This is a genomic window from Shimia gijangensis (assembly GCF_900142085.1).
Classification (GTDB): Bacteria; Pseudomonadota; Alphaproteobacteria; order Rhodobacterales; family Rhodobacteraceae; genus Shimia; species Shimia gijangensis.
Map to the genome: position 1 here is coordinate 62,192 of NZ_FQZQ01000011.1, position 12,689 is coordinate 74,880.

Genomic DNA, 12,689 nt, shown 5'->3' on the forward strand with positions numbered 1-12,689 from the left:
GCTCTGCCCCTCGCGCGGCCTTTGCGAGCAAAGGCACCGTTCACCCCGGGATATTTCTGACCAGATGATGGACTGGGACGCGCGCCGGCCGGATACTATTTTATGAGGCCGATCAACTTCTGGACGACAGCTCCACGTGCATTTTTGGCACCTGTCACAAAGGTTTTCGCGTTTGTTTGCAAAACCGCCAGCTGAGCAGAGCCAAACAAGTCTGAGACCGTCTGGCCAAGTGCTCTCCCATCCTGAACCTCTTGGCAAGCGTTAGCTGCGTGCATCTCAGTATAGGCCAGTTCAAAGTTGGCATAATGAGGCCCGTGAAGAACGGCGCAGTCAAAATGGGCAGGCTCATAAGGGTTATGTCCGCCAACGGTGGTAAATGAGCCTGCGATGAACACAATCGGAGCGAGGCTGTACCAGAGGCCGGTTTCCCCCAAAGTGTCTGCAAGGTAGATTTGCGTTTGTCCGGTTATCGGTTGCGCTTTGCTGCGCCGGGCAACCGTCCAGCCTTCAGCCCTGAGGAGCGCTTCGACCGCGTCGCCGCGTTCGGGGTGCCGCGGCGCGAGGATCAGAAGGGCGTCCGGCGATTTGGCAGTGACGATGCGATGTGCCGCGCTGATGTCAGCTTCTTCGCCATCGTGGCTGGAGCTGGCGACCCAAAGGGGGCGGCCTGAAAGGTTGGATTCAAGTGTCTGGGCGGCAGCGTGATCCACGGGTTGCGCGGCGGCTGCAGCCTTCATGTCTCCGGTGACGGCCAGTTGATCAGGCAACACGCCAAGGCTTTGCAGAGCAGTGCGCGTGCCATCGGTTTGCGTCATGATGGCGTCAAACCGGATCAGCAGAGATCGCGCTGTGTCTGGTTTTTTCTGCCATTGTTTCAAAGAACTTGCCGACAATCGGGCATTGATCAACGCCAATGGGATGCCACGTGCGTGGGCCATGACAATCTGGTTTGGCCAAATCTCGCTTTCAACAAACACGGCCAGATCGGGGTGCCAGTGATCCAGAAACCGGCGTGTGGCCTGTGGTGTGTCGAGGGGAGAAAACTGATGAAGGACACCATGAGAGAGACGTTGAGCCGCGAGATCTGCGGCTGAGGACGTGGTGGTCGTGACCAGAACCTGAACGCCTGTGGCAGTGATATCCTGCACCAGATCCAGAATTGACAGAAATTCACCAACGCTGACTGCGTGCATCCAGATCAAGCGGCCTGAGGGGCGCGGAAGAGAGGCGTGGCCAGAGCGTTCGTCAAAGCGTTCAGCCGGGCCATTTCGCGCCTCAAACCGTTTGCGCGCAGTTCGTTTCGCGATGGGGGCACCCAGCGCGGTCAGCAGGCGATAAAGCTGGTAGGTTAATGTGAGTGGCGCCGGGGCCATTAGCCACCTGTGTGGCTCATATGGCGTGACATCTGCCCATCCACCCTTTGACGCGAATAGTCAAAGTCGTGGCCCTTGGGTTTCAAAGCAATCGCGGCGCGAATGGCTTCTTCCAGCTTGCCTTCTCCCTCGGCATTGTCACGCAAAGCGCCACGCAGGTCGGCCATGTCTTCTTGTCCCAGACACATGAACAGCTGGCCGGTGCAGGTCAGGCGCACACGGTTGCAGCTTTCGCAGAAGTTATGGGTCAAGGGCGTGATAAAGCCAACTTTCTGGCCGGTTTCTTCAAGCCGCACATAGCGTGCAGGCCCACCGGTCCGGTCGGGCAGGTCGGTCAGCGTATAGGTTTCGGCCAGGGTGGCGCGCAAATCTTTCAGGGGCCAGTATTGATCCAGACGGTTTTCTTCGCCCATTTCGCCCATTGGCATGACTTCGATCCATGTCAGATCCATGTCCCGTTCGGCGCACCACTGGGTGATCGGGATCATTTCATCTTCGTTGAAACCTTTGAGGGCCACAGCGTTGATTTTAACCCGCAATCCGGCTTTTTGAGCCGCATCAATACCGCGCATCACCTGAGGCAAACGCCCCCAGCGCGTGATATCGGTAAACTTGGCTTCTTGAATGGTATCGAGCGAAATATTCACCCGGCGCATACCTGCCGCATAAAGCTGATCGGCAAAGCGTTCGAGTTGCGAGCCATTTGTGGTCAGGGTCAGCTCGTCCAGGGCACCACTCTCAAGATAACGGCCCATGGCCTCAAAAAATGTCATGATGTTGCGTCGCACCAAAGGCTCTCCTCCGGTGATGCGCAATTTGCGCACGCCAAGGCGGATGAACGTGGAACACATGCGGTCCAGTTCTTCCAGCGTCAACAACTCTTTCTTGGGTAGAAAGGTCATGTTTTCCGACATGCAATACACACAGCGAAAGTCACAACGGTCGGTGACGGAAACGCGCAAGTAATTGACAGCACGTTGGAAGGGGTCGATCAAGGGCGTGTTCATGACGATATAGGTAGTTCCAAAGCGGTACAGGGGCAAGGGCAGATGCAAAAGGATATCTGGGGAATGGTAGGTTTGGTGGCGGTTGGACTGGCGGGGTGTTCCGGGGACCCGTTGTGGCCAAAACGATCGGCTGAAACCGCTGAAATTGCGCCGCTACCAGAGGGTATCGTGCGGCCGGTTGCACGCCCTGACGATCGATCGGCAAGCCTCGGCGAGACTGCCAATGACGCCCCTGTTGCGCAGGCAAAAGGGTCTTTGGGCACAACAATTGTGTCCTTGGGAACGCCCACAGAGCCCGGTCTTTGGATAAAGACGCCTTTGGTCAAAGGGCCAGGCAAAGGTCGCGTCAGTTTTCGGGGTAAAACCATCGACGTTAAGCTGATTGCGATCGAGGGCGAAGCGTCTGCGGGGTCAAGATTGTCGATGCAAGCCATGCAGGCCTTGGGTATTCCCCTAACGGATCTGGCAGAGGTTCAGGTTCTCGCAATCTGATTTATTTCAGATACTTACCTGCTTCTTTCCGCGCAAAGGGTTTCATCTGATCGCCATAAGTTTCCAGAAAGGCAATCACCCGGTCTGGATCATGTTTGGAAAGATCACGCAGCCACCAGGCCACGGCCTTTTGGATGAACCAGTCGGTGTCCTGAACATAGATGGCGGCCCAGCCCAATACTCGATCTCTGATTTCCATATCCTGAGGTTTGGGATGGTTTTGTTTGGTCCAGGGCAGGGTGATGACCAGTGTCGCGCGGCGCGTCCACATATGATCCGAGGTCGTCCAAGTCTCAACCGTCAGAACACGCGATGGATCAGCCATCAGCCGTTTCTGTCCGGCCATGCAGGCGTGATCCGCAATGGCCCAACTGTCAAAGTCGGGCACCCAGCTTTGAATGAGGTCCCATGCGGCATCATCGGGGCGCAATCGGGCCTGTGTCAGCAGCTTGGCGGCGGCGATACGTGCTTCAAAGATATCACTTTGCCACAGCCCATCCGCCAAGTTGACGCGTTCCTCCACCGTCAGAGTCTGTCGCCAGGTTTTGGTCAGGTCATTGGTGGCCGGATTGGGCACCCCCAGAACTTCGCGGGTTTGTTTATGGTATACTGCCATTTGCTCGGAGCGACCGGGTTCTGACATGATTTTCAATGCGTTAAGAGCAGACTCAGGTGTCATCAACGTCCCCAATTATACCGGTAGGCATGCCATCAATTGTGCTTTGGTTGCGATCTTTCCAGTAGGTTTTTATCCCTTCTGTGCCGCGGTCTGCAGTCCACTTTGTCAGCGTGTCACGGTCTCCGGCAAAATCAAAGAACGGCACAGCAAACCCGCAAGAGCTCTGCACCAGATCAATTTTTAGATCGTACAGCTGACGTGCGCCATCAGAGGCCGCAAAATGAGCGTTCAAATTGTCCCAGTCGGTGTCACGTGGATGCAATGTGCGTGCCGAGCCAAAGGCGCGCAAAATCATCGGACGTTTTTCAAATCCACACCACATCAGCGTCATGCGGTTCACTTTTTGCAGGTGGCCCGCTGTTTCGTTGCCGCTGCCGGTGTGGTTACGCCACAAAATGCGATTGGCGGAAAGAACGCGCAACGAATCCATGCCCTTTGGTGAAATATTTACGCGGCCTTCAGCAGCTGCACTTCCAACAAAGAAAATGTGCTGTGCTTCGATAAAGGCCACGTGGTTGTCTTCGAGTTCTGGAAACTGTTTGCCCATGGATCACTCAACCGTCACAGATTTGGCGAGGTTGCGTGGTTGATCGACATCTGTGCCTTTGGCGACTGCTGTGTAATAGGCCAAAAGCTGTGCCGGAATAGCATAAAGGATAGGGGACAAGATGGGGTCGACTTCCGGCAGAACAATGGTTTCCCAAACGTCTTCTCCACTTTCTACGGCGCCCTCCTGATCAGTGATCAACAGGACCTGACCGCTGCGCGCCAGAACTTCTTGCATGTTGCTAACAGTTTTGTCGAACAACCGGTCGCGTGGGGCCAGCACAATGACCGGAACATGTTCGTCAATCAACGCAATGGGGCCATGTTTAAGCTCACCTGAAGCATAAGCTTCGGCGTGTATATAGCTGATTTCTTTTAATTTAAGAGCGGCTTCCATCGCGAGCGGGTACATGACTCCGCGACCTAAAAACAGAATATCGCGTGCCTCGGCCAGCTTGCGGGATACCGCGCGCAAAGGGTCTTGGAGACCCAGTGCTGCGTTCAGAATACCTGGCATGGACCGCAGAGCCGACAGTTTGCCCTGAATTTCGTCTTTGCTCATTACGCCGCGCTCCGAAGCCGCCTTGAGCGCCATCATCAATAACACCGTCAGTTGACAGGTAAAGGCTTTGGTAGAGGCCACACCAATTTCGGTGCCCGCGAAAATCGGTAAAACCAAATCGCTTTCACGCGCAATTGAGCTCTCGGGAACATTCACAACTGAGACGATTTGTTCGGCCTTCCCCTCGCAAAATCGCAACGCTGCGAGGGTGTCTGCAGTTTCTCCGGACTGACTGACAAAGACTGCCACAGTGCCCTTGGTCACCGGCGGCTCACGGTACCTGAATTCTGAGGCAACATCGACTTCGACAGGAATTCCCGCCAGCTGTTCGAACCAGTATTTTGCGGTAACGCAGGCATAATACGCGGTACCACAGGCCACCATGGTCAGACGCTCGATTTTGGTGAAATCCAGCCCGGGATCAGGCAAGACAACCGAATTTCCATTGGATGAAAGATAGTGCTGAATAGCGTCACCAATTACGGTTGGCTGTTCGGCAATTTCCTTTGCCATGAAGTGCTTATGCCCACCCTTGTCGACGCGGGCCTGATCAAGACGAATGGTACGTTTTTGTCGATTGGCGATCTGTCCGGCCTGGTTGCGGATTTCCAGCGATGTTCGGGTTAAAACGGCACTGTCACCCTCATCCAGATACGTGATCTGGTCGGTCAAAGGCGCCAGAGCAATCGCGTCAGATCCAACAAACATCTCGCCATCACCGTGGCCGATCGCCAACGGGGACCCTTTGCGTGCAGCGACGATCAAATCTTCCTCGCCTTCAAACAAAAAGGCCAATGCAAAGGCTCCATCCAGGCGGGACAGGGTCTTATGGGCGGCCTCAACTGGCGAAAACCCATCGTCCAGATAGCTTTGTGTCAATAGGGCGACGGTTTCGGTATCGGTTTCTGTTACAAAATCGATTCCGACCTCGGCCAACTCGGCGCGTAGGTCACGGAAGTTTTCAATAATGCCATTGTGGACAACGGCCACCGGGCCTGCCTGATGTGGATGCGCATTGTCGATAGAAGGCGCGCCATGGGTCGCCCAGCGTGTATGGCCAATACCTGATTTACCCGGCAGAGGGTTATGTACCAAAAGGTCGCTGAGATTGACCAGTTTTCCGACGGCCCGTCGGCGGTCCAGAGCCCCTTTGTAAACTGTCGCAATTCCAGCACTGTCATAGCCACGATATTCCAACCGCTTCAGCGCATCTACCAGGATCGGGCTTGCCTCGTGGTCGCTAAGGACCCCAATGATTCCGCACATTAATTTGCCTTTTCTGACATATTTTTCTTTTTCAGCTTTAACATTTCGAACAATTTATGAGCCAATCCCAATTTGTTGACTTGCGGTGCTCGGGCAAGGGCCAGAGCGTCGTCGGGGACGTCTTTTGTTACAACTGAACCGCTTCCCGTCATGGCATTATTGCCAATAGAAACCGGAGCAACCAACATCGTGTTTGAGCCGATAAAGGCGTTGGCCCCGATCGTGGTTTTGTGCTTCATCACGCCATCATAGTTGCAGGTGATTGTACCCGCGCCAATGTTGCTGGCCGCCCCGATACTTGCGTCGCCGACATAAGACAGGTGGTTCACTTTTGCGCCCGTGTCGATCATGGCATTTTTAATTTCCACAAAATTGCCAACCCGGACGTCCTCTGCCAACTCGGCACCCGGACGCAGCCTCGCATATGGTCCGACAACACCGCCCCGCGAAACGTGGCACCCTTCCAGATGCGAAAAAGCTCGAATGTGGACGCCACTTTCTACAGTGACGTCGGGACCAAAATAGACATTGGGTTCAATCACTGTGTCGCGACCAACCACGGTGTCAAAGGATAACATAACGGTTTCAGGTTGCTGCAGGGTGACACCCATTTCCATCAGGTCTTTGCGTGCGCGAGATTGAAAAGTAGCCTCGGCCTCGGCCAGTTGAGCCCGCGAGTTGACCCCCAATGTCTCGGCCTCATCGCAGGCAACAGCGGTCACCGAAAGGCCTCGGTCGCGTGCAATTCCAACGATGTCCGGGAGATAGTATTCCCCTTGGGCATTATTGGCTTCTACCGCATCGATCAAATCAAATAGCGTAGATTTTTCAGCCAGAATTACACCACTGTTACAGAATGATATGTCCCGTTGTTCATCTGTCGCGTCTGCATATTCGATGATCTCTTCCAACCGATCTCCCCGCATGACCAAGCGGCCATATTTGCCGGGATCGGCGGCTTCGAATCCAAGCACAACAACCGCATTGTCCCCGCGCGCGACAACCATTTTTTCGAGCGTCTCCGGGCGCACAAAAGGCGTATCCCCAAACAGAACAATCACATCGCCCTCAAAGTCAGCCAATGCTTCCTGAGCGGCGGCAACAGCATGAGCGGTGCCGTTCTGGCTTTCTTGCAAAACCACCTGAGCTTCGGGCGCGAATTCAGCCACTGACTTTCGCACGTCATCAAAACCATGCCCCGCAACCACAACGTTGCGCGCAGGTTCCAGTGCCGCGCCGGACATCATGGCGTGCGCCAGCATTGGTGCATTTGCGATCTGGTGCAGCACCTTAGGCTGGTCCGAATTCATCCGTGTGCCTTTGCCTGCGGCAAGGATGACGAGGGCTATGCTCATGTGTTTTCTCTTTGTATTTGTGTTGCGCCCGTTTTATCCGTTCAAAGTATCGGCGCAAGGTCGGTTCCCATCAAAAGGCGTTACCGGGTTGTAACAGCAATGGGCGGAAACATGCCATTTAGAGGGTGCAGAATGCGAACAGTGGTTTTTGATCTCGATGGCACATTGGCGGATACCAGTGGAGATTTGCTGGCGGCGGCGAATGCGTGTTTCCGCGCCATGGGAGAAGGAGACGTGCTGGAGGTTGAAACAGATGCCGGCACTGCGCTGCGTGGTGGCAAGGCCATGTTGACACTTGGCCTGACCCGCCTTGGGCGACTAGATCAGGCGTTAGTCGAAAAATATTACCCAATGTTGCTAGAGGCTTATAGTGGGGCGATCGATCATCATACGGTGATATATCCGGGTGCAATGGACGCAGTCGAACGTTTGGCGCAGCTTGGCTATGGGGTTGGCATCTGCACCAACAAACCTGAAGCTCTGGCAGAAAAACTGATGACGTCTTTAGGGGTGCGGAATGCCTTTGGAGCCCTTGTTGGCGCCGATACTTTGCCTGTGCGCAAGCCAGACCCGGAACCCTTGTTCGAAACGGCACGTCGGTTGGGCGGTGATCCAGCGAAAACCGTGTTAATCGGGGATTCTGTTACGGATCGTGACACAGCACGGTCAGCCAAGGTGCCTTCTGTGTTGGTCACTTTTGGCCCCAGCGGCGAGGATATGGCCGCGCTGGAGCCTGAGGCGTTGTTGAAGGATTACGCAGACCTGCCAGCGTTGGTTCAGGACCTGATTGGTCGCAATAGTTGATCACTCAGCGCCGAAAGTGGTGTGTTTTGTAACTGTGCCAGAGCCGTTTCTATGGCGTCGGCATGGCTTTTGCCTAGTACCGGATCAGCCAGCGAGTGGAATTTTTCACGAAACTCGGCCTCGGTTGGAGGGGCGTTATGATCCCAGCGCGGTTCAGTCCAGTCGCCATCATGGCGCGTTCCGTCCTTTAAGACCAAAGTTACACGGGCAGGGCGCTGAGCCGGGAAATTGTCATTGGCATGATCCGACTCGCGCATGTCCACGGCGTCAGACAGGCGCAACACTTCAGGATCGTGCAAAGCATCACCAACCAGATGTCTCGGCTGAACATCGCCATGCACCAGCGCCACAGCAACCGGGAATGACGTGGAATACTGCGCCGCATCACCCTCTTGCGGACGTTTCATCGCCAGCCGCACGGATTCGTGGAATGTGTGCACTTCGATTGTGGCAATCTGTTCGTGTGGGATGTTATGGGCGCGTTGCAATGCCAGCGCGCCTTCAATCGGAGCCTGCGCCCAGCGACACACAGGGTAAGGTTTGAAATACTGTTCAAGAGTAAACCACCGGCTGCCTAACCCGTCCCAGTATTCGGCCGCGTTTTCCACCGTAATGGCCGGGGCACCGGTGAACCCTTTTTGCGCCAGTTTGACCGCTGACGTGCCGCACATCGCGCCCCATCCAGCCCCGTCTTTCAGCATAGATGGGTAATCTATGACCCGCATCATCTGGCTACGCGGCCCGTGATATTCTGCAATGCCAAGGGCATGGCGCGTGGTCTCAGGATCCAGCCCCATAATCCGAGACCCCGCCGCGGCGGCGGTCACAGCGCCCCAGCTGCCCGAGGTGTGGTAATCTGGAACCGTGCCGTGCTGGGCCACGCTGGCACGCGCGCCAAATTCATAACCCATAACAATGGCTTCCAGAAAGGCCTGTCCGCTGATTCCGGCACTATGTCCAAGCATCAGAGCGGCGGGAAACAACGGAGCGCCGATGTGACCCTTGGCGGGATTAAAGCCATCGTGCCCATCAATGGAATCAATAGTGATCCCGGCGGCCATTGCGCCCCCGGTTGCACTGGAAGTGCGCCCGTCAAACAACATCGGTAAAGTCCCACCAAACTCCTCATGTGCGAGGTCACGTGTCATCATGGATGGTGGGGTTTGTGACCCGGCTGCGGCCACGCCGATCAAATCAAGGACATTCAATTCGGCCTGTTTCTTAACGGCGTCAGGCAGGTTTTGCCATTTCATTATGTGAATGAAGCTAAGTGCGTCGGTCATGGCTGGGCTCCTTTGAGAACAGCCTAGCGGGTGGGTGGGGGCTAAAAGGTCTGTTCGCGACATTTTTGAGTGGTTTTTGGGGGTGTTTTGGCCGGATCACGGTCGTTTTGGGCGTTGACCAATCCGCGTCTGCACACGAAGCTGCGCGGTATGACAGAGATATTCACAGGCAATTTCACCCAGCAGGAAGCGATCCCCGACGAAGGGATCAAGGCGGCGCTGGAGGTTTTAAAGAGCGGGCGATTGCATCGCTATAACGTGGCAGAAGGTGACGCCGGAGAGACTGCGTTGCTGGAACAGGAATTCGCCGCGCAAATGGGAGCCAAATACTGTCTGGCGGTGGCCTCTGGTGGGTATGCGCTGGCCACGTCATTGCGCGCCTTGGGGGTCAAGCCCGGCGATAAGGTTCTGACCAATGCCTTTACGTTGGCGCCGGTGCCTGGTGCCATCGCCAGTGTAGGTGCCGTGCCGGTGTTTGTTGGGGTGACCGAGGGCCTTGTGATTGACCTTGCGGACCTAACGGCCAAGGCGGGTCAGGCCGATGTTTTGATGTTGAGCCATATGCGTGGACACCTGTGCGACATGGACCGGTTGATGGAGATTTGCGATGCCAACAACATCCGTGTGGTTGAGGATTGCGCCCACACGATGGGGGCCAGCTGGCGGGGAACTCTGTCCGGTCGACATGGTGTAATGGCCTGTTATTCCACGCAAACTTACAAACATGTCAACTCAGGCGAGGGTGGATTGCTGATCTCGGATGACGATGTTTTGATGGCACGTGCCATCATGCTGTCCGGGTCGTACATGTTATATGAGCGCCATTTGGCGCGGCCTCCGGTCGAGGTTTTTGAGGCTGTGAAATATGTCACGCCCAATATTTCGGGGCGCATGGATCATCTGCGCGCAGCAATTCTGCGCCCACAATTGCGAGACCTTGATACGCAATGCGCCCGGTGGAATGCGTTATACCGCGAAACGGAAAAGGGCCTGCGCGAGACGCCGGGTTTGACCGTGGTCGAGCGCCCCGAACAAGAGGTTTATGTCGGCTCGTCGATACAGTTTTTGCTGCTCGACTGGCATGAAAAAAAAGTCAACGAGGTGCTGCGCAGATGTGCGGCGCGCGGAGTTGAACTTAAGTGGTTTGGTGGCGCAGAACCGGCGGGTTTTACATCCCGCTATGACTCGTGGCGCTATGCCCCGTCCGAACGGATGCCAGAGAGCGATCGGGTGTTGAAAGGCATTGTGGACATGCGGTTGCCTTTGACCTTTAGCGTGAAAGATTGCGCAACGATTGCGCGGATCATCCGGGCCGAGGTGAGCGCGGTCTGGCAGGCCACCTAAAAGGCTGTTTTGCCCGTTTTGTACAAAACTATTGGGCCAAATATCCGTTTTGTACAATTTGCGGAGCCGAGTTTGCGCAAAGGTTTTGCTCAAAATTTCGTCGGATGCATAGCTTTTTGCAAAACATACAGGACTCGCCGAGACCCTGATTCACAGGAGAGCCCTTCGTAAAAATACGGGGGGTGGTGAAATTTCTTGATCGGCGGGATGCTTTCCCCTAGTTATATGAACAAGCGTTCAATAACGGGAGTGATCTGACAATGTTCATGCACACGATGGAATTTGATCTAGGCGAAGACGTCAATGCGATGCGCGAGATGGTGCACCGCTTTGCCCAAGAGCGGATCAAACCTATTGCCGCTGAGGTGGATCAGAAAAACGAATTTCCAAATGAGCTGTGGAAAGAGTTTGGTGATCTGGGCCTGCTGGGCATCACAACCCCGGAAGAATATGGCGGGGCAGGGATGTCATACCTCGCACATGTGATCGCGGTGGAAGAGATCGCGCGAGCCAGTGCATCGGTGTCGCTGTCTTATGGCGCACATTCGAACCTGTGTGTGAACCAGATCAAATTGAACGGCAGCGAAGAGCAAAAGCAAAAGTATCTGCCCGGTCTGATCTCGGGCGAGCATGTGGGGGCGCTGGCGATGTCAGAGCCGTCTGCCGGGTCCGATGTTGTGTCGATGAAGCTGCGCGCCGAAAAACGTAACGATCGCTTTATCCTGAATGGCAACAAATATTGGATCACCAATGGTCCGGACGCTGACACTCTTGTCGTCTATGCCAAGACCGATCCGGACGCGGGCGCCAAAGGCATTACGGCCTTTATCGTAGAGAAATCGATGAAGGGGTTCAGCACAAGCCCGCATTTCGACAAGCTGGGCATGCGTGGGTCAAACACGGCAGAGCTGATCTTTGATGATTGCGAAGTGCCGTTTGAAAATATCCTTGGAGAAGAAGGACGCGGCGTGGCCGTGTTGATGTCGGGTCTGGACTATGAACGTGTGGTTTTGGCGGGCATTGGCACTGGCATCATGGCGGCCTGTCTGGACGAGGTCATGCCCTATATGGTTGAGCGCAAGCAATTTGGTCAGCCGATCGGGAACTTCCAGCTGATGCAGGGCAAGATTGCCGATATGTACACAGCAATGAACTCGGCGCGAGCCTATGTTTATGAATGTGCCAAAGCCTGTGACGCGGGCCGGATCACCCGCCAAGATGCGGCAGCGTGCTGTCTCTATGCCTCGGAAGTGGCAATGACGCAGGCGCATCAGGCGGTGCAGGCGCTGGGTGGCGCGGGGTATCTGAGCGACAACCCTGTGGGCCGGATTTTCCGCGATGCCAAGTTGATGGAGATCGGTGCGGGAACGTCCGAAATTCGCCGCATGCTGATTGGCCGCGAACTGATGACGGCGCAGTCGTGAGCGCGATGCGGGCAAGTGCTGCTTGCGGTATCACAAAGGGACCGGCGGTGATGCTTGGCGCAAGTGCGCTCTGTCTGGGAGCGGTGATTTGCACAACTGCCAGCGCACAAGAGCTGCAGTTTTCTCCGTACGGAACAGAGCACTGCATTGAAGAACAGCGCCACATTGGCGATCCAATGGATTGCGTGGGCGAATCTGCCAACATCTGCATGAACGAGTCAGAAGGCGGGTTTTCAACAGTTGGTATGGGCGGCTGCTATGACAAAGAGTTGCAGTACTGGGATGGGCGCCTGAACGCGGCTTACAAGCGCGTGCGCAGGGATGCCAAAGAGATTGACGCCGAGATGAAAGAGCTTGGGTCTGCGGCCCCGTCTCAGGCCGAAGCGTTGTTGGCAATGCAACGGGCGTGGATCGTCTTTCGCGACGCAAAATGTGACTTCGAACGCGCGCAATGGGGGGGAGGCACGGGAGGCGGTCCGGCGACTGTGTCCTGCCACATGGTCCTGACCGCCGAACAAGCGCTCTTCTTAGAAGAAACCGGTCTCGAACACTAA

12 protein-coding genes are annotated in these 12,689 nt (G+C 55.5%); 5 read left to right on the top strand and 7 right to left on the bottom strand.

The window, feature by feature from the left end; all coding sequences use genetic code 11:
- Window positions 1-95: 95 nt before the first annotated feature.
- Complete coding sequence (locus tag BUC32_RS10930) at window positions 96-1,373, bottom strand: 3-deoxy-D-manno-octulosonic acid transferase (protein WP_073252504.1); 1,278 nt, start codon at window positions 1,371-1,373, stop codon at window positions 96-98.
- Window positions 1,373-2,380 carry a GTP 3',8-cyclase MoaA gene (gene moaA, locus BUC32_RS10935; protein ID WP_073252505.1) on the bottom strand — a complete coding sequence of 336 codons (1,008 nt, stop codon included), beginning with the start codon at window positions 2,378-2,380 and terminating at the stop codon, window positions 1,373-1,375. Before moaA ends, BUC32_RS10930 begins: the two co-directional genes overlap by 1 nt.
- 42 nt (window positions 2,381-2,422) lie before the next feature.
- Here moaA and BUC32_RS10940 point away from each other — a divergent pair, with 42 nt between their 5' ends.
- Window positions 2,423-2,872 (top strand): hypothetical protein, encoded by a 450-nt coding sequence (locus BUC32_RS10940; protein ID WP_073252507.1) that lies wholly within the window; start codon window positions 2,423-2,425, stop codon window positions 2,870-2,872.
- A gap of 1 nt (window position 2,873) precedes the next feature.
- Here the strand turns inward: BUC32_RS10940 and BUC32_RS10945 are convergent, their stop codons facing one another.
- Genes BUC32_RS10945 through glmU form a run of 4 tightly spaced genes read right to left on the bottom strand, consistent with a single transcriptional unit; the run spans window position 2,874 to window position 7,280 of the window.
- Window positions 2,874-3,551: a DNA alkylation repair protein gene (locus BUC32_RS10945; protein WP_073252509.1), complete on the bottom strand. Its 678-nt coding sequence runs from the start codon at window positions 3,549-3,551 to the stop codon at window positions 2,874-2,876.
- A complete protein-coding gene (locus BUC32_RS10950) occupies window positions 3,541-4,098 on the bottom strand; it encodes a pyridoxamine 5'-phosphate oxidase family protein (RefSeq protein ID WP_073252511.1) in 558 nt (185 codons plus the stop codon). The genes BUC32_RS10945 and BUC32_RS10950 overlap by 11 nt, the downstream gene beginning before the upstream one ends.
- Before the next feature lie 3 nt (window positions 4,099-4,101).
- Window positions 4,102-5,925 carry a glutamine--fructose-6-phosphate transaminase (isomerizing) gene (gene glmS / locus BUC32_RS10955; protein ID WP_073252515.1) on the bottom strand — a complete coding sequence of 608 codons (1,824 nt, stop codon included), beginning with the start codon at window positions 5,923-5,925 and terminating at the stop codon, window positions 4,102-4,104.
- The gene (glmU, locus tag BUC32_RS10960) at window positions 5,925-7,280 is read right to left on the bottom strand and encodes a bifunctional UDP-N-acetylglucosamine diphosphorylase/glucosamine-1-phosphate N-acetyltransferase GlmU (RefSeq protein WP_073252516.1); all 1,356 of its coding nucleotides are present in this window, start codon (window positions 7,278-7,280) and stop codon (window positions 5,925-5,927) included. The genes glmS and glmU overlap by 1 nt, the downstream gene beginning before the upstream one ends.
- 132 nt (window positions 7,281-7,412) lie before the next feature.
- Between glmU and BUC32_RS10965 the strand changes: the two genes are divergently transcribed.
- Entirely contained in the window at window positions 7,413-8,084 is a 672-nt protein-coding gene (locus BUC32_RS10965; protein ID WP_073252517.1) for an HAD-IA family hydrolase, read from the top strand.
- Here the strand turns inward: BUC32_RS10965 and BUC32_RS10970 are convergent.
- A complete protein-coding gene (locus BUC32_RS10970; RefSeq protein ID WP_073252519.1) occupies window positions 8,057-9,367 on the bottom strand; it encodes an MmgE/PrpD family protein in 1,311 nt (436 codons plus the stop codon). The genes BUC32_RS10965 and BUC32_RS10970 overlap by 28 nt on opposite strands.
- Before the next feature lie 150 nt (window positions 9,368-9,517).
- Here BUC32_RS10970 and BUC32_RS10975 point away from each other — a divergent pair, with 150 nt between their 5' ends.
- The 3 genes from BUC32_RS10975 to BUC32_RS10985 all read left to right on the top strand — a co-directional run bounded on the left by BUC32_RS10975 (window position 9,518) and on the right by BUC32_RS10985 (window position 12,689).
- On the top strand, window positions 9,518-10,711 hold the full coding sequence (locus BUC32_RS10975) for a DegT/DnrJ/EryC1/StrS family aminotransferase (RefSeq protein ID WP_073252645.1): 1,194 nt from the start codon (window positions 9,518-9,520) through the stop codon (window positions 10,709-10,711).
- A gap of 260 nt (window positions 10,712-10,971) precedes the next feature.
- Entirely contained in the window at window positions 10,972-12,135 is a 1,164-nt protein-coding gene (locus BUC32_RS10980; protein WP_073252521.1) for an isovaleryl-CoA dehydrogenase, read from the top strand.
- Between the two features lie 50 nt (window positions 12,136-12,185).
- Window positions 12,186-12,689 (top strand): lysozyme inhibitor LprI family protein, encoded by a 504-nt coding sequence (locus BUC32_RS10985; RefSeq protein WP_073252647.1) that lies wholly within the window; start codon window positions 12,186-12,188, stop codon window positions 12,687-12,689.